We start from the raw sequence: 20,784 nt of genomic DNA, 5'->3' as shown, positions 1-20,784 counted from the left end.
CTCTGTTGTCTTATGGAAGTGGAAGTGGCGCCAGGCGGCGCGCCGTGGCGTCCACCGTGGATTGGACGTCGGAATAGTGCGACATCTCCGTCCTGCCGGTCGACGAGTGCTTCACGGGCTTGCTCTGGTCGCCCAGGCCCTTGTGCCCTTCCTTCAACTGCGCCTCGATGCATTTCTCGTCGCAGTTCGGCGCGACCGCCTTCGAGCTCTTCGCGCAATGCTTGGCCTCGTCGTCGAAGCTCACGTGGGTGCCGTGGGCAACCGGCGAGGTGGTCTTGTGGCTGGTGTGGCGCAAGCCGTGCGTCCCCGAGCAGCTTCCGCCCTCGGTGCACATGCACGGGGCCTTGCCCATCTCGTAGGGCTTCCAGCCGGGCATGGGCGTACCGCCGTAGCTGTCCTTGAAGAAGGAACTCTTGGGAATGATGTGGTCGCCGGTCTGGCTAGGGCAGCAGCCCTTGATGCCGTCCTGGTCTTTCTCTGGCGTGTTGAAAGGAACCAGCCTGCACCGACGCGCCTGCAGGCAATCGTTCGCGCTGGCCTTTTTCGCGGCACCCGGCAAGTCGCCCTTGATCGACTCGAAACCACCTTTCAGGCCGGTCTCGGCGCACACGTCCTTGCCGTCCTTCTTGGCAGGCTTGTAGTCCTTGCAGGCCGCTTCTTCCTTCTTCTTGTCCCCGTCGCACAGCGCCTTGATCGTGGCGTCGGTCATCTTGTCGACGAAGGGCCAGGGGATGGCTTCGTTGGCTGTCGGGCTGCCATGGTTGTTGGTGGTCTTGTCGAGATGGCGCACCGCATTTTCGCCCTCGAACTTCACGTCCATCGACCAGTCGATGAAGTAGACCTTGCCCTTGTTCTTGCTGGAAACGACGCCCTTCTTGGCGGCGCTGCCGGCCTCGTCGCCAGTGGAGGTCTTGAAGCAGGACTTGTTCTTCAGCATCACCTCCTGGCCGGAGATCTGCACCGAGGTGCTCCCGTCGCTGGTGTCGGAGGCCATGGCGGTGTTCGGATAGGGCACCGGCACACCGGGTGGCGTGGCCGGGTTCTCCGGCGGGGTCATGCACACATCAGGCATCGCGCAGATGACCTTGCCGGCGCCCGCCTTGCAAGCCACTTCCCTCCCGTTGGCGTAGACCTCGTTGGCCATCTCAAGCCCCTGCCGGATGCCAGGCGAAGATCATCGAGGCGCGCCGGCCGTTGTCGTTGCCCAGGTGCAGCAAGACCCGGCTGCCCTTGGCATAGGCCTTCTCGCAGGCGGACTTCAGCACCGCGATCATCACCAGCCCGATGGCCGCGCCCACCTCGCCGATGCAGTCGGCCGGGTGCCATACGTCGAACTCTGTGCGCTTGGTACGGTCCAGGCGCGAGAAGGCCAGCGCCGCTTCCTTGAACGCGTATTCGCCGCCGGAGGCGTCGATGACCTTGAATTGCAGCACGCTCTCGCCGCAGCCGGCGTCGGCGAGCGACTGCCGGATGGCGGCGGTGAGGCCGTCGGCGCGCAGCGGCTCGTCGGAGTCGATGTGCGCCTTCTCGACCGCGAAGCCCAGGCCGTGGCAGCCGAGCTGCCCTTGCGCCGTTGCCGGCAGCGCCCCGACCAGCAGCGCGGCCGCGCCCTCGCCGGGAATGAAGCCGTTGGAATTCTGGCTGGTGAGCAGCCGTTCGCGCTCTTCGAAGTCCTTGAGCGCGGCGCCAACGAGCAGACTGTCGCACGCAGCGACAAGCACATGCGACACCCCGCCCTGGTCGATGAGATGCCGTGCCTGATGCAAGGCGATCGCCGCCGACACATGTCCCTGCGCGATGACCGCCGACTGTGCATGGAAGCGAACGCCCAGCTCGTCCTCGAGTTGCCGAAGAAACTGCCCGTCATTGCGCACGATTCGGCCCGGCCGCTCCGTCTCGGCCAGGCACAGCAGCAGCGGCACCGATTCGCAGTCGCGCCGCTCCAGGCCATCCAGGCATTCAGCGATCGCACGCGCCGCCATCTTGAGCAACCGCGCCTCGCCGCGCAGCGCTTCGGCAAAAGGCACCTCGCAGCCCATGAGCCACTCACCGCCGCCGTCGCGAAAGCGCGTCTCCTGGAAGTTGTCGATCGCGCTGCGAATGGCCGCGCAGGTCGAGGGCGCATCGAGGCCCACGCCCGTGACCAGGCCACAGCGGCCGATGGCCAACGCAGTAGCGTTCACGGTGTCGCCTCCACCTCATCGCCGCGCCGAGACCTCACCAGTTCACCCAGCGACGGATGCCAGGTCTTGCCCAGTGCGCGTGCGCGCCACCAGCCGCGCGACATCGTTCCGGCCAGCACGTTGGATATCTCGAACATATTCTTCTTCAGCGGCATGCCGGCGCGCCAGGCCAGCGTCACCAGGCGCTGGTCGGTGTCGATCGCGATGGTGTCCAGAACCGCCTTCACCTCCTCATGACCGCCCCGGCGGCGAAAGAAGGTGACGGGCATTTCCCGGCAGGGCAGCTTGAAGCGCTCCTGCCCCCCCCGCGTGAGGTTGGCCAGCGCGACATCCAGCGTGCCGACCACCGGGTGGTCGATCTGCTGATCCATTGGCGCCGCCTGGTAGTACGCGTCCTGGAAGTCACCAGGCAGGAAGGGAAAGACGTTGTCGATCCAGTCCTGGTCGTAGGTTCCCGCGAACGGCAGACGGGACGCCCAGCCACGCCCCACCGGCCCGAAGGCCATCGGCGCGTACTTTCCGTCCGGCGCCGTGACGGAGATGTCTTTCTCCTCGGTGTTCGGCAGGGGCGCGCCATCGACATAGCGCGCCTCCAGCCGGCGATGCCAGCCGCGGCCCACCGGGTTGCGCATGTAGGCCCCATGCTCCGCCGGGTCCTCGTGCCGGGCGTCCAGGCCACCGAAAGCGCGGTCGTAGGAGATAGGCATCTTCACGAAAGGCTCCGGCGCCGAGGCGCGCGCGCCTGACAGCCCACCCCAGTGCCGGTTGCCGACCACCGCAAAGCTCTTTTGCCAGGCCCCGATGCGCGCACCGACCAGCACACGTTCGGTCGGCACCCCGTGCGGAGCCCAGGCGCTGCCCGTCAACAGGATGTCGCAGCGCGGCTTGCGCAGCGCGAAGTCGACCTCCTGCACCGGCGCCGAGAAGCCGGGCTCGCCGGTGAAGGTGTCCGCCGTGACCATCGGCATCTGCTCGGGATGCAGCCGCGCGAGCTGGCCGGCTTCGGGAATGCCGAAGGTTCCCTTCACGACGACGACCAGCCACTCGCGCCCCGAGGGCTCCACGCCCTGCGTATAGGCGGCACGCATGCCGGTCGTGTTGATGAGTTCCATGCCCGACGACGCTTCAGTTGAGGAGCACCGCGCCACCCTTGAGGCGGTTGACGCCGCTGGAGCGGCTCAACACATGGGTGCCGCGGATCAGCACCTTGCCCGCGCGCGTCAGCGTGATGGACGCTCGCCCGCAGCGCATCACCAGCTCTTCCTTCGCGCTCACGATCATCCGCTCGCCATCGGCATCCACCTGCACCTGGCCCGGCGCATTGTCCAGCGGCCAACCGGCGGCGCCGCGCAATACACCCATGACGATGGGCCGGGCAGGGTCCCCGCCCTCGAACATCAGCACCACCGCCTGTCCGATGTGCGGGCCGCGCAGGTCGACCACTGTGTGTGCGCGCACGGCGGCGCTGCCACGTTGCCCCGGAAAAAGTACCAGTGGCGTGCTGCCGTCCTCGGTGATGGCCACCAGTTCACCCGTGACCACCGCAGGCAGCGGCGAGGCCACCGGAATCTGCATCAGCTTCTTGTCGATCGCGTCGCGTCCGCTCATGTTCACCTCAGTTCTGAAGAATCTTGGAGCCCTTCATCACGATGTCGCTGCTCGCCTTCGCATTGATCTTTCCCGAGCCTTCGATCGTGATGTCCTTGCCTTTGATCTCGATGGTCCCGTCCTTCTTCATCGTGATGCTGGCGCTTCCCGTCTTCAGGGTGATGGAGTCGCCGGCGCTGATGGTCAGGTTCTTGGCCACGGTCAGGGCATCGTCCTTGCCGATGCTGGTGGTGCGCCCGCCGCCGACCGAGCGTGATTCGTCCGCGGACACGTCGGTCGACAGGGCAGCACCAACGCTGATCGAGCGCGCGGCGCCCACGCTGGTCGTCTGGCCGGCGCCCACCGTGATGGTCTGCGATGCGCCCACCGTCACTGCCTGCATCGCCCCCACGGTGATCTCCTGCGCCGCGCCCACCGTGATGGTCTCGTTCACCCCCACCGTGTGGGTGCGCTGCAGCGCCACTGTCTTGGTTTCGCTCGCTCCCACGGTGACCGAGCGGTTGGAACCGATGGAAATGGTCTCGTTGCTCCCCACCGTCTCCGTCCGGTTCGAGCCGATGCTGATGGTCTCGTTGCTGCCCACCGACTCCGTGCGATCCACACCGATGCTGATCGTCTCGTTGTTCCCCACCGACTCCTTGCGATCCACCCCGATCGTGATCGTCTCGTTGTTGTCCACCGTCTCCGTCCGGTCATGCTTGACGTGCGTCGTCTCGTCGTTGTCGATGGTCTTGGTTCGATCGTGGCCCACCCAATGCGTCTCGTCGTTCTCCACCTCGATGTCCTGGTTCTTCTCGGCGTGCAGATACACCTGCTCGTCGCCCTTCTTGTCCTCGAAGCGAAACTCGTTGCAGTTGGCGGCGCTGCCGCCCGGCGTGGATCGCGTGCGAAAGCCGCTTTGCGTGTGGGCGGCAAAGGGCTTGGGCTGGTCGTCGTTGTAGACGCGGCCGATGATGATGGGGCGGTCGGGGTCGCCGTTCAGAAAGTCGACGATCACCTCCTGCCCGATGCGCGGGATGAAGTAGCCGCCCCAGCCCTTGCCGGCCCAGGGCTGCGACACGCGCACCCAGCAGGTGGACTTCTCGTTGCTCTTGTCATAACGGTCCCAGTGGAAGTGCACCTTCACGCGGCCGAACTCGTCGGCATGGATCTCCTCGCCGTCGGGGCCAACCACGATGGCGCTCTGCGGCCCCGGCATGGTGATGCGCGGCGTCACGCGCGGCGGGCGGAAAGGCGTGTCGGCCGGCAGCAGGGTGACCAGGAACGTGCCGGCGCCGCGCATCGGCGCCACCAGGTCGGGCGTGCCGTACAGGATGTCCTTCACCGCATCGCGCCAGTCGGCGTTGATCGGGTCTTCGTCCATCAGCTCGCGCAGCACGCGGCCCTGGCGCTGCACGTTGCCGTCGTTGGGGCCCAGTCCCTCGTAGCCGGGGTGCGTCAGGATGAAGCTGCAGCCGGCGATGAGGTAGTCGGTATCCGGCTCGCCCATGGGGTGGCCGTGAAAGGTGAAATTGCGGCCCACCGCCACGTCGGGCCAGGGGGTGACGGCCCAGTTGACCCGGCGCCGTGCGGCCAGTTCTTCCATGCGCATCTTGGCCGCGTCCTCGGTGTCGCCGGTGCGCAGGTAGCCGCCGGGAAACTCGAAGAACTCCAGGTCGGCCAGCTCGTGCGTGTCGGGGTCGTCCTTGTCGGCGATGAGCTTCTTCTTCACCGCCTTGAAGTCGCTGTCGCGCGATGCGAACTTGCCGGGTTGCAGGCGCCGCGAATCGATCCACCAGCTGATCTCGTTGAAGCGTGCCTCGCTCGAACCAAAGGGCAGGTAGTTCAGCGTGTCGGCCGCCGGCAGCTTCTTGTGGGCCACATCGCTGGCATCGGCCAGGTACATGGTGCCGGGCGCCTCGTGCGCATCGAACCAGTAGTAGATGCCCTCATCCTCCGTCAGGCGCGACAGGTAGTTGTAGTCGCTTTCCTGGTGCTGCACCGAGTAGCGCAGCGGGTTGTGGGTGCCGATGACCTTGTCCGACTTGGTCTTCTTGAAGCGCTTGACCGGGCTGTCTTCCACCACCGCGTCGAAGATCTCCAGCGCCTTCTTGTCTTGCAGGATGCGCGAGTTGTTGCGCTTGGTCAAAAGCCAGAACCAGGAGCGCAGCGAGAGGCGGTATTCGAAGTAGCGTCCCACGTGGCCGCGGCGCATGAAGCGCACCGCGTGGCCTTGGCAATGGCGCTCATGCCTGGCTTCGTCGGCATCCACGAACTCGACCACCACGTCGAAGGCATGGCCCAGGATGTCCTTGGCGTCGATCTTCTCGTTGGTCGACAGCACCGTCAGCTCGTAGGCGGCCGGGCGCGACAGCGACTCCTGGCCGACGATGCTCCAGAACATCAGGTCCTTGGCTGCAGGCGAGTCGCTCTTGATGCTGAACTGGTTTTCGGCCATGCAGGTGCTTTCTTCTGGACGCTCGTGTTCAGGAAGACGATTGGCCGGCTGGCGCTTTGCAAGCGCAGACCACGAAGCCATCCACCGGCTTGCCGCCCTCCGTGCGCAAGTGCACCGCCTGCACCTTGCGCGCCGCCAGGCCGGCGGCCGCCAGCACGTCGCGCAAGTAGCCGGCGCGGTGGCTGTAGCGGCCGTTCGGCTGCAGGTGGAAGCCTTCGCCGTTGCCTGCACTCGCGCCTTCGGGCTGCGCCTCGACCGTGAACACCAGCCAGCCGCCCGGCGCCAGAGCACGGGCCGCGGCCAGCGTCGCCGCGCCCAGGTCGCCGAAATAGCACAGGGTGTCGGCCGACACGATCAGGTCGTAGCTGGCGGCCGGCTCGCCTTGCATGAAGGCGGTGAGCTCGGCCTTGGCCAGGCCGTCGTACACCTGGCGCGGTGCGGCCTTGGCCAGCATGCCGGCCGACAGGTCCACGCCTTGCAGCCGCTTCGCATAAGGCGCCAGCAGCGGGCCGCACAGGCCGGTGCCGCAGCCGGCATCCAGCACCGCCAGCTGCTTGCGCGGCTCGCCCAGGAGCTCGACCACCATCTGCTCGATGAGTTGCGGCGCGCGGTAATGCAGGGCAGCCAGCTTGGCGTCGAAGCTGTCGGCAAAGCCGTCGAACACGGTCTCGACATAGGCGTCGGTGGCGCGCTGGGGCACGGCCTCGCCAGAGCAGGCGGCCAGGTGGTGGGCGGCCTGCGGGCTGCCCGGCTCATCCTGCAGCCATTCGCGGTACACCTGCACCGCCTCGTCGAAGCGGCCCAGGGTGTAGTAGGCCATGCCCAGCGCCTGGCGCGCCCGGCCGTGCCGGGGCTTTAGCAGCAGCGCCTGGCAGAAGGCCGCCATGGCTTCGTCCGGCCGGCCCAGGCCATTGAGCAGGCTGCCCAGGTTGGTGAAGGCATCGACGTACTGCGGATCGAGCTCGATGGCGCGGCGGTAGGCGGCTTCGGCATCGGCGGGGCGGCGCTGCTCGCGCCGCAGCACGCCCAGGTTGTTCTGCACGTCGGCGCGATGGGGCGCCAGGCGCGCCGCTTCTTCGTAGGCCCTGGCCGCGTCGTCGACACGGCCCGATTCGAGCAACACGTTGCCCAGGTTGTTGTGCCAGTCGGGAACGGTCGGGTCCAGCGCGATCGATTCGTGGATCAGCGCCAACGCCTCTGCCGTCTGTCCGCGCTGCTCGCACAGCACGCCGAGAAAGTGCAAGGGGTTGGGGTCCCTCGGGTCGATCCGGCGCAGCGTCTCGTAGACCTTGGCGGCGGCGTCGAGCTTGCCCTGGCGGTGCAGGGTCATCGCCAGGCTCATGGCCTCGCGGTAGGAAATCTCGGCTGTCTCGCCCGTTCGTGCGTCGGCGGTTTCGCTTGGCATGGCGCGTTGCAGCCCGGTGTCTTCGCGTGGCATCACTTGATTTCCGCCAGCGACCACCGGAGCGTGCCGACCGTGCCCGTGCCGACATAAGCGTTGTTGCTCACGCACAGCATGTGCCTGGCCGAGCAATCCTCCATCACGACGCTGCCGTACTGGTCCTTGCCGAACTTGTGCGTGTCCATGAAGTTGGTCGCCGCCAGGGCGTTGTGGGCACGCGCATAGCCGTCCTTGTCACCCCGAGGCGGCATCTGGTCTTCCAGCATCTTGCAGACCGCCCACATGTACTTGTCTTCCTTGCCCGGCGTCGCGCAATAGGCCCAGGTCTGGCTGGCTGGCTGCCACTTGAGAATGGAGTTCTCGCACGTTACGCCCATGCGCGTCGTCGCGACGGGCAGGGCCTTGAACGTCAGGCCGGCGTGCTTCTTCTTCAGCTTGGCCACGACCTTCATCGTGTACGAATCCGTGTACGTTCCCTGGCGGTGCCGGAGATTGCAGGAAATCATCTCGACCGAGCTGATCTTCTTGTTCTGCTTCTTCCAGTCGGACACCACGTCCAGGAATCCGCTGTCGTCCAGCGAGCAGAAGTGCTGCGCATCGCCATGGCCCCAGAAGACCAGCGTATCCAGGTCGGCCACCGTGGCCGGCGCCGCGCCACCGGCTATGTTGATGGCTTGCGCGCCATAGGTCTTTGCCAGCAGCTCGGCCCGCTTCTGATGATCGGCTTCCGCCCACAGGACAACGATTGCCATGTCTTGCCTTTCCAGGAATGAAGAAATCCGGGCAGCTCAGAAGGCGTAAGAGAAGTTGCCGTCCTTCACGTCCACCTTCACGGCCGTGATCGGCTGGCCTTCCATCATCCGGTTCAGGAACTCGCGGCTGATGTCCGGCAGCATGGTGTTGGTGAGGATGGCGTCGATCATTCGCCCGCCCGATTCGCTCTCGGTGCAGCGGCTCACCACCAGCTTCACCACGTCCTCGCCGTATTCGAAGGGGATCTGGTAGCGCGCCTCCACCCGCTTCTTGATGCGGCCCAGCTGCAGCTTGACGATCTGGCCCAGCATCGCGTCGGAGAGCGGGTAGTAGGGAATGGTCACCAGCCGGCCCAGCAGTGCCGGCGGGAATATCTTCAGCAAGGGCTCGCGCAGCGCCTTGGCCATGCCTTCGGGCTCGGGCGTGAGCTCCGGGTCCTTGCACATGCTGGCGATCAGGTCGGTGCCGGCGTTGGTGGTGAGCAGGATCAACGTGTTCTTGAAGTCGATGCTGCGACCCTCGCCGTCTTCCATGAAGCCCTTGTCGAAGACCTGGAAGAAGAGCTCGTGCACGTCCGAATGCGCCTTCTCCACCTCGTCGAGCAGCACCACACTGTAGGGGCGCCGGCGCACCGCTTCGGTCAGCACGCCGCCCTCGCCGTAGCCCACGTAGCCGGGCGGCGCGCCCTTGAGCGAACTCACCGTGTGCGCCTCCTGGTACTCGCTCATGTTGATGACGATCATGTTCTGCTCGCCGCCGTACAGCGCCTCGGCCAGCGCGATGGCGGTCTCGGTCTTGCCAACGCCCGAGGTGCCGGCCAGCATGAACACGCCGATCGGTTTTTGCGGGTTGTCCAGCCCGGCGCGCGAAGTCTGGATGCGCTTGGCGATCATCTCCATCGCATGGTCCTGGCCGATCACGCGCTGGGCCAGCAGCCTGGGCAGGTTGAGCACCGTCTCGATCTCGTTGCGCTGCATGCGGCCCACCGGGATGCCGGTCCAATCGGCCACCACGGAGGACACGGCCTGCGCGTCGACCGAGGGCAGGATCAGGGGCGACTCGCCCTGCACAGCGGCGATCTTTTTCTGCAGCTCATGCAGTTGCGCGAGCAGGGCGGCGCGGTCGGGCTCGATCGGCGCATCGACAGCCGCCGGTGCCGTGTCGGCCGCAGCCGGTGCATCGACCGGCTTGTTTCCGCCGCGCAGCTTGGCGCGCAGGGCCAGCAGGCGATCGACCAGCTCTTTTTCTTCCTTCCAGCGGGCGTTGAGCTTTTCCAGCTCGGCCTTGGCATCGCCCAGATGCGTCTCCACCTGATTGAAGCGCTTCGTCACGTCGATGCCGATGGCCGCCTCGCGGCCGATGATTTCCTGCTCCACCGTCAGCGCCTCGATGCGCCGCGTGCAGTCCTCCACCTCGGGCGGCATCGCGTGCTGGCTCACGGCGACGCGGGCGCAGGCCGTGTCGAGCAGGCTCACGGCCTTGTCCGGCAGCTGGCGCGCCGGGATGTAGCGATGCGAAAGCTTCACCGCGGACTCGATCGCCTCGTCCAGCAGCTGCACGCGGTGGTGCTTCTCCAGCACGCTGGCAACGCCGCGCAGCATCAGGATCGCCTTGGTCTCGTCCGGCTCGGGCACCTGCACCACCTGGAAGCGGCGGGTCAGCGCCGGGTCCTTCTCGATGTACTTCTTGTACTCGGCCCAGGTGGTGGCGCCGATGGTGCGCAGGTTGCCGCGCGCCAATGCGGGCTTCAAGAGGTTGGCTGCATCGCCCGTGCCGGCCGCGCCGCCGGCCCCGACCAGCGTGTGGATTTCGTCAATGAACAGGATGATGGGCGTGGGCGAGGCCTGCACCTCGTCGATCACCTGGCGCAGGCGCTGCTCGAACTCGCCCTTCATGCTCGCGCCGGCCTGCAGCAGGCCGATGTCCAGGGTCAGCAGCTTCACGTCCTTCAGTTGCGGCGGCACGTCGCCGCGCGCCAGGCGCTGGGCGAAGCCTTCCACCACCGCCGTCTTGCCGACGCCCGCCTCGCCCGTCAAGAGCGGGTTGTTCTGGCGCCGGCGCATCAGGATGTCGACGATCTGGCGGATTTCCTCGTCGCGCCCGGTCACCGGATCCATCTCCCCTTTCTTCGCCTTCTCGGTCAGGTCGACAGCAAACTTCTTCAGCGCATCGCCCTTGCCCATGGCGGCCGGCGCCATCGCGCCGCTGTCTTCGCCGGGGGCGCCCGAGCCGATGCCGGTGCCGTCCTGTGCGCCCATCTTCGATTCGGGCGACGGGTCGCAGATCCTGGCGAAGTTGTCGGCCAGGTCCTCCACCTTGACCTTCTCGAACTGCTTGGACAAGCCCAACAGCGGATTGCGCAGGCCCGGCGTCTTGAGCATGCCCACCAGCAGGTAGCCGGTGCGCACCTGCGCCTCGCCGAACTGCAGGGTAGCGTAGGTCCAGCCGCGCTCGATGGCGTTCTCGATGTGCGGCGAGAAGTCGCTGATCGCGGTGGCGCCGCGCGGCAGGCGGTCCAGCGCGGCCGTCATGTCCTTGGCGATCACGGAGATGTCCAGCCCGTAGTGCGCAATCACGCGCTGCAGGTCCGAGTCCTGCGCCTGCAGCAGTTGCGCGAACCAGTGCTCCAGCTCGACGTACGGGTTGCCGCGCATCTTGCAGAACACGGTGGCGCCTTCGATGGCCTTGTAGGCCAGCGGATTGAGCTTGCCGAACAGGGCGGTGCGGCTGATTTCACTCATGATGCAATCTCCTGCGCGGCCTGGCCGGACGCGACAACAAAGGGGGACGGAAGGGGCGCATCGCCGTCGATGCACACGTCGGCCGCATCGCGCGCGCGCGGCTTGGCGCCGAGCCACGAGACCCAGCCCAGGCGGGGCGCGTTGCCTTGGTGCCGGCCCAGCCGGGTGGGCGGCACTTCATCCTTGTGCAGGACCAGTTGCGCGTCCCAATGCAACTCGTCCCCCAACAGCTGCTGCATCCAGCGCGACAACTCGGTGCGCGCCGCGCCGATGGGCAGGAACATGCCGTAGCGCGACAGCGGCAGCGGCCCGATGTGCAGGCGCACCCGGTGCTGCCGGTCCCAGGCGCGCCGGCCCAGCATGGCGCCGCCGCCCAGGGTGATCGAGGCCCCTCCCCCATCCCTGTGGCCAAGTCGGCTGAGCTCTTGTTCGGGCAGTTTCATCCAGTGGCCGACCCAGGGCTCGAGCCTCACGGGCACGTCGAAGTAGCGGCACAGCACGGCTTCAACGCCTTCGGCGTTGTGCACCTGGCGCGAGAGCCAGCCGGAGAAATACAGGCGCGCGTCGTCGTGAATCTCGTCGCGCTGCTGGCGCGCGGCAGTGGCGATGCCCACCAGGGAACCGATGCGGCGTCGAAAGCCATCGTCCTGCGGCCGGTCCAGCCCCACCGCCGGCCGTGCCTGCGCCCAGGCCCGGTAGAAGTAGAGCGAGAAGCGGTGCGCGAAGGTGTCGAGAAAGGCGAGCCAGGTCGGGTCGCCGTGGTTGATGCTGCGCTCGCGGATGAAGTCCGACAGGTGCACCGGCAGCGGGCCGTTGGGCCCCAGGTAGCCGAAGAACGCCTGCCGCACCCGCGCGGGCGCATGGGCCGTCGGCAGCTCGAAGCGCGACAGGCCCGCCGGCGCGAAGGACAGCGAAGGCGCCTGGCCGATGCGCAGGGGCTCGGCGCTGGGCAGCAGCGCATGGCCCCAGCGCGGGGCCGGTGCGGCCACGGCTTCCAGCCGGCGCATCAACGCGAAGTAATCGAAGGCCCAGGGCGTTTCGGCACGCGCCTGCAGGTAGGCCGCCACACGCTCGCGCGGCGCGACCGCGGCGGCCGCGCCCTGCAATGCGTGTTGCGCCGCTACAGAATCGGGCGTGTCCCGCACAGCGGCCTCCAGCGCATGAGTTCGCCGCGGCCGGCCACGTTCAGCACGGTCTCGACGAAATGGTTCACCTCCACATGGCGCGACAGATAGCGCGCCATCACTGCGCCGAACAGGAAGGCACTGTGCCCGTGGAAGGCGCCGCGCTCCACTTCCAGCGTGACTTCGAGGCCGCGGCCGAAGGCGATCGGCCCCGGCAGCGGCAGGCGCCGCGCCACCGGTTTGCTGCGCACCGACAGCAAGCCGCGCACCTGCGCCTGGCGCACCTCGTCGCCGTGCATGGCGTAGAGCATCAACATCTCACGCAGTGCAGCCGCGCCCTGCTCGCGGCTGCTGTCGGCCAGCGACAGGTAGTTGAGCGCCAGGTGGTCCACCACCCGCCAGCCCAAGCCCTGGCTCAGCACCGGCGACACCGGGCGGGATGGCCCGCGCACCATGCGAACCTTTTGCACCGGCGCCGAGTCGATGCAGTCGAAATCGTTGTCGCGCCCGAGCGGCATCAAGAGCGGCAGGTCGCGGTTGGTGACCAGCGCGCTGACAGCCAGTTGCCGCAGCGAACCGGGATACGGCGCCTCGCGCGGATCGACGATCTGCATGTACAGCTCGGAGCCGATGTGGCTGCTGCGATGCCCCTCGCTCTTCTGGCGCTGCGACAGCGTGCGCGGCTCGCGGCTCGTGGTGTAGTAGGCCGGGTGGCTGTAGCGGCTGCCGTGGAAGGCCGCATAGAAAGGCAGGAAGACCTGCTCGGCCACATCGCTCTCGCCCGGGCTGCCATGGCCGATGACCTCGGTCACGGTGTGCACCTCGAAATCCTGCGGCCGGGTGCGGTCGGCCAGCAGGTGGAACTGGCTCACGCCCTCCGTCACCGCGACGCGGTCCAGCCGCTTGGGAAAGAGATTGATGGCCGGCACGCAGTGCAGCTGGATGTTGTCGGCACTCACCAGCTTTTCGAGCGCCGCGTCACCGCGCGAGAACAGCACCACGATCTCGACATCGGGCACCGGCATGCCGGCCAGCACTTTCTGCAAGCCGCTGATGCTGGCGAACTGGAAGCGCTGGGCAAAGGCGAAGTACTCCTGCACCAGGCGGTGGCCGGAGAAGCCGGTGGCCGTCACCGGCAGCAGGGCTTCGTCGTCCTCGAATCCCACCGGCTGCACGGCAGTGCCGGGCAGTTGCCGAACGGCGCCGGCGCCCGCCGCGGTAGGCTGGCCGCTGGCGTTCAGCGGCTGCACCAGCACGCCCAGCGGCTTGCCCAAAAGGCATTCGTGCAACTGCCAGGCCACGTCTTCCGCGCCGCCCAGGTGCATCACCAGCTCATCGAGCGGCAGTTGGCTGAAGTTGAGGCCGGCGCTGGCATGCAGCGCGATGCGCAGGCCCCCGCGGATGTCGCGCGATTGCGGCTGCTGGTTGAGCGGCAGGTCCGGCGCGTAGGTGAAGTACTGCGCCCGCCGCACCTGTACCGGCCACAGGCGCAGCGCGCGCGAAGTGCGGAATTCGCAATGCGTGTTCTGCCCCACCGCCTGGCGCGCTCGCAGCCCGCTGCCGCGCGGCATGGTGGGGCCGCTGGCCAGGGCGGCATCGTCCGGGTCGATGTTCATGGACAGTACCGCCATCGATGGCGTGGGCGCCAGGAACTGCGGGTAGACGATGTCCAGCAGGTGGCCGGTGAAGCGCGGGTATTCGGCGTCCAGCTTGAGGCCGACGCGTGCCGACAAAAAGGCCGTGGCCTCGATCAGCCGCTCGACATACGGGTCGGCCACCTCCTGGCCGTCCATGCCGAGGCGGTGCGCGATCTTGGGAAAGGCCTGCGCGAACTCCGCACTGCTTTCGCGGAAGTAGCGCAGTTCCTGTTCATACAGGCTTAGTAGGCGGGGATCCATGGCGTGCCCGCTTCGCTCATGGCGCTTCTTCGACCTCGATGCGACCTTCTTCCAGGTCGATCCGGCTGCGCATCAAAAATTCGAGCGGCACCGGCTGGGCCCACAGCATGCCGCGGATCTGCAGGCCGATGCGATTGTGGGATTCGAGTGCCGAGCCTTCCATGACAAGTTCAACTTCGAGGGTGCGAGGCAGGATGCGCGGCTCGAACTGCAAGATCGCGTTCTTCAAAGCCTGTTCCATGCTGACACGCTGCACAGACGACGTGAACTGGCCGGACAGCATAGGCAATCCGTAGTTGAGCACCGAGCGCGATGCATTCGGGTGGCGCCGCTCGTCGATCACCGCCGGCCCGAGGGCGGTGGCGTTGAACAGCCACGACAGATCGCGCAGCACCGCCTGGCGCAGTGCCTGCTTGGTCAGCACGCGCTTGTCGTCGCTCTCGCGCTGCTCGCCCGGAGCCAGATCGATGAGGCGGTCGAGCAGCGAGGGCTGCAGGCGCTCCTGCGCAGTGAGTTCAGCCACCGGCCGCGTCCCCGGCAGCGGCGCTGTCATCGTTGGCGGCCTGCGTGAAGTTGATCTCGCGCACATCCAGCATGGCGTGCTCACCGTTGCCGTCGTCGATGCTGCTGCTCCACATGCGCTGGCCCCAGCCGGCCCACACCGCGGGCCGCAGCTCGCGCCATTCGGTCTTGCGCGCCAACTGCAGCGCGCCGTCCTCGCAGGTCTCGCTGCCTTCGTAGCGCGTGGGCACCAGCGCCAGCGTCTCGCCGCCGTTCTCGAACTGCAGGTGCGCCGGCAGCCAGACGCAGTCGCGCAGGTCCTCCGGTTCGTCGAATTTGATCTGCGCCAGGCGCTCGAAAGGCACCCAGTAGTAGCGGCCGTTGACATACGCCTCCAGCACCGGGCCGATGCGCATGTCGGCATCGGCCAGCCAGTCGAAGGGCTTGCCGTCCAGCGTGCCCGCGGTGGCCGGCGCCGCGTCGAAGGCCCGGGCGCGCAGGTCTTCGGCCATGTCCGCCTCGCCGGTGCCGGCGCGCAGCAGCGACTCGAGCAGAAGGGCCAGCCATTCATTCGGCTGGCCGAAGATCATCGGCGTGCGCTTGCCGGCAAACACCTGCGCGCGCAGGCCCTCGCAGCGGATGGCCTCGCCATACACCTGCTTCATCGGAATGGCCAGGGCGTCCAGCTCGGCCGCCACCGTGAGCTGGTTGAGCGCGCGCTCCCACTGCCCCATCACGCACAAGAGCTGCGCCATGAAGACACGCAGCTTGCTGTCGGCGGGCTTGGCCTTGATCTCGTCGGTCAGCGCCTTGAGCGCGCCGGCCGGATCGGCCGCCTGTAGAAGTTCTGCGGAGCGGGTCATTGGCGGGCCTTTGTTCAAGAGCCCGGGAAGCTTACGCCGCGGCCTTGCCGCAGCCCATCTGCCGACCGGCGTATGCCTTGCGCCGATCGGGAGCGGCCGCGCGGGCCGCCCAGGGTTGTCGAATCAGGCTAAGGCGGGCGCCGAGACCTGCTGGATCCCCATCGCCTTGAGCGTGTCCGCGATAGCCGCCACCGCCCCCGGAATGCCGGCCTCTCCGAAGTGGCCGATGCAGCCCACGCGGAAGGTTTCCACCTGCGTCAGCTTGCCCGGATAGAGGATGTAGCCGCGCTTCTTCACCTCCTGGTAGAAGGTCTTGAAGTCGTACTTCGGGTCATCGGGCGCATGGAAGGTGACGATGATCGGCGCCTGCACCGACGGATCCAGAAAAGTGCGGAATCCGAGTGCCCCCAGCCCCTCGATCAGCCCCTTGCAGTTGCGCGCGTAGCGCCCGCCGCGCGCCGCCAGCCCGCCTTCCTCGACGTACTGGGCGATCGCCTCGTCCAGGGCGGCCACCACGTGCGTCGGCGGCGTGAAGCGCCACTGGGTGGTCTTGCCCATGTAGACCCACTGGTCGTACAAGTCCATCGCGAGCGAGTGGCAGTTGCCCTCGCACTTTTCCAGCCTGCTCCGCCGGACGATCACGAAGCCCATGCCCGGCACGCCTTCGAGGCACTTGCCGGAGGCGGCGACGACGGCGTCGAAGGGCGTCTTGCGGGCGTCGATCTCGAGCGCGCCGAAGGAGCTCATGGCGTCGACGATGAGGCCGCGGCCGTGCTTGGCCACCACCGACGCGACATCGTGCAAGGGATTGAGCACGCCGGTGCCGGTCTCGCAGTGCACCAGGGCCACGTGCGTGATGCTCGGGTCTGCCGCCAGCACGCGGTCGACGTCGGCCGCCTGCACCTGCCGGTCTTCGGTGTAGTCGATGGTCGTCAGGCGGCGCCCGATCACCTTGCAGATCTTGGCGATGCGCTGGCAATAGGCGCCGTTGTTCGGCACCAGCACGTGGCCGTTGCGCGGCACCAGGGTGCCGATGGCCGCCTCGACCGCAAAGGTGCCGCTGCCCTGCAGCGGAACGCATTCATGCGTGGCCTCGCCCTGCACGATGCTCAGCACCTGCTGGCGGATGCGCGCCGTGACCTGGTTGAAGTCGCTGTCCCATGATCCCCAGTCGCGCAGCATGGCTGCCTTGGTGCGTTCGGAGGTGGTCAGCGGGCCGGGCGTGAGCAGGACAGGATACGAAGCTTGGTTCATGGTGTCTCCACAGGAAAGGAAAGCGGGTTTCAGTGGCGCCCCAGCTGGCGCCAGGCCTGCGTGCGCGCCAGCATCACGCGGGTCAGCAGCGAATAGACGATGCACACGACGATCGAGGTCAGCACGATCAGGCTGGCCAGCGCCGACGCGGGGCCGATGTCGCCGGCCTCGTCCAGATGCATGATGGCCACCGATGCCAGGATGGTCTCGGGCGAGTAGAGAAAGATCGCGCACGACAGGCTCGCCATCGAGACCACGAAGTAGTAGCGCCCGATGTCCAGGATGGCCGGCAGGCACACCGGCACCGTGACGCGAACCAGCGTCTTGAACAGCGGCACCTTGAGCGATGTCGAGACGGCCTCGAACTCGTTGTCGATCTGCTTGAGCGCCGTGACCGCGGTCAGGTGGCTCGAGGTGTAGTAGTGGACGATGGTGGACACGATCAGGATCGCCATCGTCTGGTACATGAAGTTCAGCGGGTTGGCCGGATGATTGAAGAACAGCACGTAGCCCAGGCCCAGCACCAGGCCAGGCACGGCCATCGACAGCACCGCCATCAGGTGCATGGCGCGGCGCATCAGGCCCAGGTTGCGCGTCTTCTCGATCAGGTAGGCACCCAGAAAGACGATCAGCGAGCCGGCCAGCGCCGTGGAGATCGCCAACGTCAGGCTGTTGGTGTAGGCCGCCGACATGTCGCTTTCGATCAGCGCGAAGTGGTAGTGCTTGAGCGTGAAGCCCCGGTTGTAGGGCCACAGCGTGATGAAGGAGGTATAGACCGCCATGCCGACCACGGCCAGCAGGAACACGCAGACCAGGGTGCAGAACAGCGCCAGCAGCGAGTCGGCCAGCTTGCGGGGCTTCGGGCTGTGGGGCACCGAGCGCGCGGTGAGCTGGGCCTTGAGCTTGCGCCGCACGTTCCAGTCGATCGCGAACGAGATGAGCGAGGGCAGCAGCAAGAGCATTCCGACCACCGCGCCCATCGAGAAGTTGTGCTGGCCGACCACCTGCTTGAAGACGTCGACCGACAGCACGTTGAAGTTGCCGCCGATCACCTTGGGCGCGCCGAAATCGCTGACGACGTAGGTGAACACCACCGTGGCGGCGCTGATCAGGCCGTACTTGCACGAGGGCAGCGTGATCGTCATGAACTGGCGCAGCGGGCTGGTGCGCAGCGCGGTCGCCGCTTCATAGAGGCGGCCATCCGCCAGCGACAGCGCGGTGACCAGGATCATCAGCGCATGCGGAAAGGTGTTGTAGACCTCCGCCAGGATGATGCCCGGTGCGCCGTAGATCGAGGCGCCGCCCAGCAGGAACTTGAGCGCCCCCTGGTTGCCGAACCATTGAACGAAGGAGATGGCCGAGAGCAGCGAAGGCGCCAGCAGCGGTATCAGCGCGGCCAGGCGGAATGCGGCCTTGAGCGGCGCTGGCAGGCAGGTACGCGTCAGCGCATAGGCAAAGACGAAGGCGGCTGGCACCGAGATCAGCACCACCGCCGTCGATACCCAGACCGAGTTCCAGGCCGCGCGCATCAGGCTGGGCGTCTGGAAGTAGGTGACGAAGTGGGCCAGTCCGACGAAGCGCCCCTCCTTGTTCAGCACGGCGTTGACCAGGATCGAGGCCAGCGGCGCAATCAGGAAGGTGAACAGCAGCGCCATCACCACCAGCAGCACGGCGCGCGCGATCAGCTCGTCGCGGCTCCAGCGCATGCCGGTGGCGCCCGGCCGCCACGCCAACCTTCCGGGCGCGTGAGTCAGCGCGCTCATGAAGGCTTCCTCGCGCAGAAAGCGCGGATGCGGTTCGCGCGCAAGGCGATGTCGATGCGATTGCCTTCGCGGATGTCCAGGTCGTGCAGCTGGTTCAGCGAGAAATGCAGGCCCAGCGTCTGGCCCTCCAGCGCATCGGCCGTCACTTCGGCGATGCACAGGCCGCCGAGGAACTCGACCTTGGTGACCAGCGCGTCGAGGCGGTTGGGCGTGTCCGGCGCCAGGTGCTCCGCCACGCGGTCTTCAGGCCGCAGGTACAGGTTGACGGCCTCGCCGGCTTCGAAGCCGGTGTCGCAGGCATCGCACTGCAGCTCCATCTGCCCCACGCGAAATCGGTTGCCGCCCAGCGCGTGGCCGCGCAGCACGTTGACCTTGCCGACGAAATCGGCCACGAAGGGGGTTGCCGGCCGCTCGTAGATGTCCATCGGCGTGCCGACCTGCTCGATGACACCGTGGTTCATGACGACGATCCGGTCCGCCATCGACAAGGCCTCTTCCTGGTCATGCGTCACCATGATGGTGGTGACGCCCACCTGCTTTTGCAGACGGCGGATCTCGCCGCGCAGGCGGACGCGCTCCAGCGCGTCCAGCGCCGACAGCGGCTCGTCGAGCAGCAAGAGGCCCGGCCGCGTGGCCAGCGCGCGCGCCAGTGCCACGCGCTGCTGCTGGCCGCCCGACAGCTGGCTGGGGTACTTCTGGCCCGAGGTCGGCAGGCCGACCAACTGGAGAAGCTCGTCCACGCGGGCCTTGATCTCGCTCTTTTTCACCTTGCCGTTGACCAGGCCGTAGCCCACGTTGTCGGCAATGGACAGGTTCGGAAACAGCGCGTAGGACTGGAACACGATGCCGTAGTCGCGCTGGTTGGGCGGTAGCCGCGAGATGTCGCGGCCGTTTTGCAGGATGGTGCCCGCGGTCTGCCCCTCCAGCCCCGCGATGATGCGCAGCAGCGTGGTCTTGCCGCAGCCCGATGGCCCCAGAAAGCACAGCATCTCGCCCTGGTTCACCCGAAGGTGGACGTCACGCAGGGCGCTGAAGGACTCGAAGTCCTTGCGGATGCCCGTGATCTCCAGCGCGGCGGCGCCGGCTTGCAGTTCGCGGGCAATGAACTTGGCGGCGGTCATATCCATCTTGGCGGACCTTCAGTTCACCTTGGCCTCGGCCTTGCCTTCGTAGCGCTTGCTCCACTCGGCAAGAATGCGCTCGCGGTTCTTGGCAGACCAGTTCAGGTCGTTCTTGGCAAGCAGCTTCTCGTAGTTCTCGGGGATGCCATCCAGCTTCTTCGCGACGCCTGGGTACGCGACGATGGCCCACCAGTTGGACGTGATCTGGTTGGCCTCCTTGCTGGCCATCCAGTCGGCCAGCCGCTTGGCCTGCTCCATCTTCTTGCTGGTCTTCATGACGCCGGTGGCCTCGATATCCCAGCCCAGGCCTTCCTTGGGGAAGATCAGCTCGATCGGGGCGCCCGACTTCTTGACCTGGTGACCGCGAAATTCAAAGGAAATGCCGATCGGGAACTCGCCGGCGCCGGCCTGCTTGCAGGGCTTGGAACCCGAATGCACGTACTGCGCCACGTTCTCGTGCAGGGCGTCCATGTACTTCCAGCCCTCGGCCTCGCCCCACATCTGCAGCCACGCCGCCACGTCGAGGTAGCCGGTGCCGCTGGAGGCCGGATGCGGCATCACGATGGCACCCTTGTAGATGGGTTTGGTGAGGTCCTTCCAGCTCTCCGGCTTGGGCAGGCTGCGCTTTTGCGCTTCGGCCGTGTTGAAGCAGACCGTCGCGGCCCAGACATCCATGCCGACCCAGGCGGGCGGACGCTTGGTGTCGGAGTAGGCCGGCACCAGTTCCTTGAAGCCCTTGGGCTCGTAGCCCACCAGCATGCCTTCCTGGTCCAGAAGCGCCAGGCTGCTTGCCGCGACGCCCGCCACCACGTCGGCCTGCGGGTTCGCCTTCTCGGCCAGGAGCTTGGCCGTGACGATGCCCGTCGAGTCGCGAATCCACTTGATGTCGATGTCCGGGTTGGCTTTTTCGAAGCCGTCCTTGTAGAGCTTCATCGCGTCGGTCTCCAGCGCGGTGTAGACCAGCAAGGTGGTTTTCTGGGCCTGGGCGGCTGCGGTCGCAAGGGCCATCACTGCGGCGCACAGGGCCAATGCAAGGCGGCGCGTGTTGTGTCGTGTGTTCATCGTGGTCTCCGTAAGGGGGTCTGCCTGATCACTGCCCAAGCGTTCGAATGCGCTTCGGTGAGTTCAATGTAGAA

16 protein-coding genes are annotated in these 20,784 nt (G+C 66.9%); all 16 read right to left on the bottom strand.

The window, feature by feature from the left end:
* Positions 1-10 precede the first annotated feature (10 nt).
* The 16 genes from ACIPRI_RS08725 to ACIPRI_RS08650 all read right to left on the bottom strand — a co-directional run bounded on the left by ACIPRI_RS08725 (position 11) and on the right by ACIPRI_RS08650 (position 20,710).
* Positions 11-1,144, bottom strand: a complete 1,134-nt coding sequence (locus ACIPRI_RS08725) for a PAAR-like domain-containing protein (protein WP_446621025.1) — start codon at positions 1,142-1,144, stop codon at positions 11-13.
* Position 1,145: 1 nt separating this feature from the next.
* Positions 1,146-2,183 (bottom strand): hypothetical protein, encoded by a 1,038-nt coding sequence (locus ACIPRI_RS08720; protein WP_446621024.1) that lies wholly within the window; start codon positions 2,181-2,183, stop codon positions 1,146-1,148.
* Positions 2,180-3,295 (bottom strand): DUF2169 family type VI secretion system accessory protein, encoded by a 1,116-nt coding sequence (locus tag ACIPRI_RS08715; protein WP_446621023.1) that lies wholly within the window; start codon positions 3,293-3,295, stop codon positions 2,180-2,182. Before ACIPRI_RS08715 ends, ACIPRI_RS08720 begins: the two co-directional genes overlap by 4 nt.
* Positions 3,296-3,308: 13 nt before the next feature.
* The gene (locus ACIPRI_RS08710; protein ID WP_446621022.1) at positions 3,309-3,791 is read right to left on the bottom strand and encodes a DUF6484 domain-containing protein; all 483 of its coding nucleotides are present in this window, start codon (positions 3,789-3,791) and stop codon (positions 3,309-3,311) included.
* Between the two features lie 7 nt (positions 3,792-3,798).
* The gene (locus tag ACIPRI_RS08705) at positions 3,799-6,228 is read right to left on the bottom strand and encodes a type VI secretion system Vgr family protein (protein WP_446621021.1); all 2,430 of its coding nucleotides are present in this window, start codon (positions 6,226-6,228) and stop codon (positions 3,799-3,801) included.
* 28 nt (positions 6,229-6,256) lie between these two features.
* A complete protein-coding gene (locus ACIPRI_RS08700) occupies positions 6,257-7,666 on the bottom strand; it encodes a tetratricopeptide repeat protein (RefSeq protein WP_446621020.1) in 1,410 nt (469 codons plus the stop codon).
* The gene (locus ACIPRI_RS08695; RefSeq protein ID WP_446621019.1) at positions 7,666-8,382 is read right to left on the bottom strand and encodes a hypothetical protein; all 717 of its coding nucleotides are present in this window, start codon (positions 8,380-8,382) and stop codon (positions 7,666-7,668) included. Before ACIPRI_RS08695 ends, ACIPRI_RS08700 begins: the two co-directional genes overlap by 1 nt.
* A gap of 36 nt (positions 8,383-8,418) precedes the next feature.
* On the bottom strand, positions 8,419-11,124 hold the full coding sequence (tssH, locus tag ACIPRI_RS08690) for a type VI secretion system ATPase TssH (RefSeq protein WP_446621018.1): 2,706 nt from the start codon (positions 11,122-11,124) through the stop codon (positions 8,419-8,421).
* Entirely contained in the window at positions 11,121-12,230 is a 1,110-nt protein-coding gene (gene tssG / locus ACIPRI_RS08685) for a type VI secretion system baseplate subunit TssG (protein WP_446621017.1), read from the bottom strand. The genes tssH and tssG overlap by 4 nt, the downstream gene beginning before the upstream one ends.
* A gap of 14 nt (positions 12,231-12,244) precedes the next feature.
* Positions 12,245-14,146 (bottom strand): type VI secretion system baseplate subunit TssF, encoded by a 1,902-nt coding sequence (gene tssF, locus ACIPRI_RS08680; protein ID WP_446621016.1) that lies wholly within the window; start codon positions 14,144-14,146, stop codon positions 12,245-12,247.
* Between the two features lie 16 nt (positions 14,147-14,162).
* Positions 14,163-14,669 carry a type VI secretion system baseplate subunit TssE gene (gene tssE, locus ACIPRI_RS08675; protein ID WP_446621015.1) on the bottom strand — a complete coding sequence of 169 codons (507 nt, stop codon included), beginning with the start codon at positions 14,667-14,669 and terminating at the stop codon, positions 14,163-14,165.
* On the bottom strand, positions 14,662-15,510 hold the full coding sequence (locus tag ACIPRI_RS08670) for a type VI secretion system accessory protein TagJ (protein WP_446621014.1): 849 nt from the start codon (positions 15,508-15,510) through the stop codon (positions 14,662-14,664). The genes tssE and ACIPRI_RS08670 overlap by 8 nt, the downstream gene beginning before the upstream one ends.
* 123 nt (positions 15,511-15,633) lie before the next feature.
* Positions 15,634-16,764 (bottom strand): 2-aminoethylphosphonate--pyruvate transaminase, encoded by a 1,131-nt coding sequence (locus tag ACIPRI_RS08665; protein ID WP_446621013.1) that lies wholly within the window; start codon positions 16,762-16,764, stop codon positions 15,634-15,636.
* A 29-nt stretch (positions 16,765-16,793) separates the two neighbouring features.
* Complete coding sequence (locus ACIPRI_RS08660; protein ID WP_446621012.1) at positions 16,794-18,527, bottom strand: putative 2-aminoethylphosphonate ABC transporter permease subunit; 1,734 nt, start codon at positions 18,525-18,527, stop codon at positions 16,794-16,796.
* Positions 18,524-19,654, bottom strand: coding sequence for a putative 2-aminoethylphosphonate ABC transporter ATP-binding protein (locus tag ACIPRI_RS08655; protein WP_446621011.1), 1,131 nt, complete (start codon positions 19,652-19,654; stop codon positions 18,524-18,526). The genes ACIPRI_RS08660 and ACIPRI_RS08655 overlap by 4 nt, the downstream gene beginning before the upstream one ends.
* Before the next feature lie 12 nt (positions 19,655-19,666).
* Positions 19,667-20,710: a putative 2-aminoethylphosphonate ABC transporter substrate-binding protein gene (locus ACIPRI_RS08650; protein ID WP_446621010.1), complete on the bottom strand. Its 1,044-nt coding sequence runs from the start codon at positions 20,708-20,710 to the stop codon at positions 19,667-19,669.
* Between the last annotated feature and the right edge of the window lie 74 nt (positions 20,711-20,784).

The sequence above is a fragment of the Variovorax sp. LARHSF232 genome, assembly GCF_052871435.1.
The sequence above is the reverse complement of the archived record's forward strand: the minus strand, read 5'-3'. Positions and strand labels throughout refer to the sequence as shown.

Excerpts from the sequence above, each read along its gene's own strand:
- ACIPRI_RS08725 (WP_446621025.1), bottom strand. The coding sequence starts at position 1,144 with ATGGCCAACGAGGTCTACGCCAACGGGAGGGAAGTGGCTTGCAAGGCG.
- ACIPRI_RS08715 (WP_446621023.1), bottom strand. The coding sequence starts at position 3,295 with ATGGAACTCATCAACACGACCGGCATGCGTGCCGCCTATACGCAGGGC.
- ACIPRI_RS08710 (WP_446621022.1), bottom strand. The coding sequence starts at position 3,791 with ATGAGCGGACGCGACGCGATCGACAAGAAGCTGATGCAGATTCCGGTG.
- ACIPRI_RS08705 (WP_446621021.1), bottom strand. The coding sequence starts at position 6,228 with ATGGCCGAAAACCAGTTCAGCATCAAGAGCGACTCGCCTGCAGCCAAG.
- ACIPRI_RS08700 (WP_446621020.1), bottom strand. The coding sequence starts at position 7,666 with ATGCCACGCGAAGACACCGGGCTGCAACGCGCCATGCCAAGCGAAACC.
- ACIPRI_RS08695 (WP_446621019.1), bottom strand. The coding sequence starts at position 8,382 with ATGGCAATCGTTGTCCTGTGGGCGGAAGCCGATCATCAGAAGCGGGCC.
- tssH (WP_446621018.1), bottom strand. The coding sequence starts at position 11,124 with ATGAGTGAAATCAGCCGCACCGCCCTGTTCGGCAAGCTCAATCCGCTG.
- tssF (WP_446621016.1), bottom strand. The coding sequence starts at position 14,146 with ATGGATCCCCGCCTACTAAGCCTGTATGAACAGGAACTGCGCTACTTC.
- ACIPRI_RS08670 (WP_446621014.1), bottom strand. The coding sequence starts at position 15,510 with ATGACCCGCTCCGCAGAACTTCTACAGGCGGCCGATCCGGCCGGCGCG.
- ACIPRI_RS08665 (WP_446621013.1), bottom strand. The coding sequence starts at position 16,764 with ATGAACCAAGCTTCGTATCCTGTCCTGCTCACGCCCGGCCCGCTGACC.
- ACIPRI_RS08660 (WP_446621012.1), bottom strand. The coding sequence starts at position 18,527 with ATGAGCGCGCTGACTCACGCGCCCGGAAGGTTGGCGTGGCGGCCGGGC.
- ACIPRI_RS08655 (WP_446621011.1), bottom strand. The coding sequence starts at position 19,654 with ATGGATATGACCGCCGCCAAGTTCATTGCCCGCGAACTGCAAGCCGGC.
- ACIPRI_RS08650 (WP_446621010.1), bottom strand. The coding sequence starts at position 20,710 with ATGAACACACGACACAACACGCGCCGCCTTGCATTGGCCCTGTGCGCC.